The organism is Corynebacterium sp. AOP12-C2-36, from assembly GCF_052379185.1.
Lineage (GTDB): Bacteria > Actinomycetota > Actinomycetes > Mycobacteriales > Mycobacteriaceae > Corynebacterium.
This window is the reverse complement of sequence record NZ_JBQSYJ010000051.1, coordinates 1-2134: the sequence shown is the minus strand read 5'-3', so window position 1 is coordinate 2134 and position 2134 is coordinate 1. Positions and strand designations below refer to the sequence as shown.

Annotated in this window: 2 protein-coding genes and 1 pseudogene; all 3 read left to right on the top strand. The window is 68.4% G+C overall.

All coding sequences use genetic code 11. The features are described 5' to 3' along the window. The first annotated feature begins 434 nt into the window (after positions 1 to 434). A complete protein-coding gene (locus ACT3UN_RS16375) occupies positions 435 to 1247 on the top strand; it encodes an MspA family porin (RefSeq protein WP_444657643.1) in 813 nt (270 codons plus the stop codon). 98 nt (positions 1248 to 1345) lie between these two features. Further along, complete coding sequence (locus ACT3UN_RS16370) at positions 1346 to 1651, top strand: hypothetical protein (protein ID WP_444657642.1); 306 nt, start codon at positions 1346 to 1348, stop codon at positions 1649 to 1651. Between the two features lie 18 nt (positions 1652 to 1669). Further along, positions 1670 to 2134: pseudogene (locus tag ACT3UN_RS16365) on the top strand (hypothetical protein); the annotation flags it as partial.

Sequence of the window (2134 nt, the reverse complement as noted above, 5' to 3'; positions counted from 1 at the left end):
GTGGACAAACACATCGGCACATCGATGTGCCACTACCGCACGCCACGGCGGGGGTGATCGTGACCTGACCGTGACCATCGCCAACGCGGCAGCAGGCCCCTCTGGCCTGCGAGTCGCCCCACCCACGATGACCGTCGACTTCTCGACAGCCACCCATAGCACCCATAGCACCCATAGCACCCACAGTACCCATCACACCCACGGCCTGCACGGACACCGCACGGACACTGCACAGGCACCGAACAGACACCGCACCATGCCCGCCTGGTTGACACATCAACCATCAGGATCGCCACCAGCCTGCCCAGGCTGACACGCCGGATTGACTGTGACCTAACCGTGACCGTAGAACACCCCCCGGCCTGCAGTGATGAGACCAAACTGTGACAATCATTCACCCTGCTTTTGTCTGGAGCGTCCGTTACGTTGTCGCCATGACGTTCACCACCGAGACCGCAACCCCGACCGCGCGCAGGACCAGACGCAGGCCCGCCCGCACGGTCGCCACAGCAGTGAGCATCGCCGCAGCCGCCCTCGCACTGACCACGATCACCCCGGCCGCAGCCTCGCCCACTCTGCCGTGGCCCGCACCAGCCACCGGCGGGCCGACCGACCTGCCCGACCGTGCCACCTCACGCACCACCGCCGACGGCTGGGTCCTGCACGCGTCCAAGACCGACGAGTCGGTCAACATCGCCCCACCCCTGGACGCATCGGCCACCACCGGTGAGGCCTTCGGCACCCTCACCGGCAACGTCTGGATCGACGGTAACGGCGCCCCCGACCTCACCGGCGCGATGTTCGACGCCGGCTACCAGATCGGCTGCGGAGTCGACATCTCCGACGGCGTCGACGTCGAAATCGCCGGCACCGCCGGTGTCGCACCCCACGCCGACGCCGGCGTGGAAGGCGGCCCCAGCGTGCAAGTCGACCTGCCCAACGTCACCGGAGTGTCCGCCGGCGCTGACGCCACCGCCCGCGCCGAGGTCGGTGCCGACGGCAAACTCGAGGTCGCACCGACTGTGCGTTCCCACCTCAACCCCGGTGGAGTGTCCGACATCTCACTGGTCAGCATGCCCGTCGACCCGAACTACAAGCGCGCGTCGGCAGGGTTCACCGGTGCGCACCTGCAGATCAACGGATGCGCCGGCCCGGTGAGCATCCGCTCCTATGTCACCGTGTCCTCTACCTCACCGACCTCGGTCGACGCGGTGAGTGTCTACGGCAAAGCCACCCGCATCCGCTAGACACACCCAGCGCTAAGCACCCACCCCGAACGAGCACAGGGTCGGCGACCTGTCACGGCCGCCGACCCCGCCACATCTGAAGGACCCGTGATCTGCCCATGAGCACCACCCCCCAGCCCACCGCCACGCTGCCGGTCACCGCCAGCAGCCCTGACACCGCACCTGCAGCCGACAACACCACCGAACCGATGTGGATCCCGGTATCGAAACTGATCATCGGGGTGCTGGTCGTGTTGGCCGCACTGACGTTCTCCGAGCACATCGCCGAACCGATCAGCGACTACGGCTACGTGCCGGTGATGTTCTTCTACGTGATCGTGATGATCATCGGCGGCGCACTGATGGTCTCCGGGTTCATGACCCTGTGGCGTAAAGCCACCACACCGTCAAACCCCCAGCAGTAGCCCGGGGTGGACTGAACAGTGAACAAGACCCCTCTGCCCCGTCGGGCGTCCCGCTACGCCGCAGCCGTCGCTGCTGCGGGCCTGCTCACCGCCCCACTGCTGCTTGCCACCACCGGCAGCGCCGCAGGCGACCAGGAGACCCCGGCCGAGCGGTGCCAACGCCAGACCGCCGAGTACAACGCCGCGATGGAGACCGCCTGGCGGGCCGCCCACCCCGGCAAGGAACCCACCGGCACCGAATGGCCGCCCTACATCTGCCGCGACATCCCCACCCCGACCCCACCACCGGGCCCGCCACCCGGCGGCGGAGGCGGTGGGGGCCACCCCGCACCCGAACGCACCCACCACTACCAAGGCTTCGACCGCCCCGACGGGCAGTACCGCCAGGACATGGCACTGGGCGGGCCACGTACCGGCCTGGCCGAGCGCATGGGCACCGGTGAACCCACCGACCCCACCCGCCCCTCAGCCGGGGACACCGCC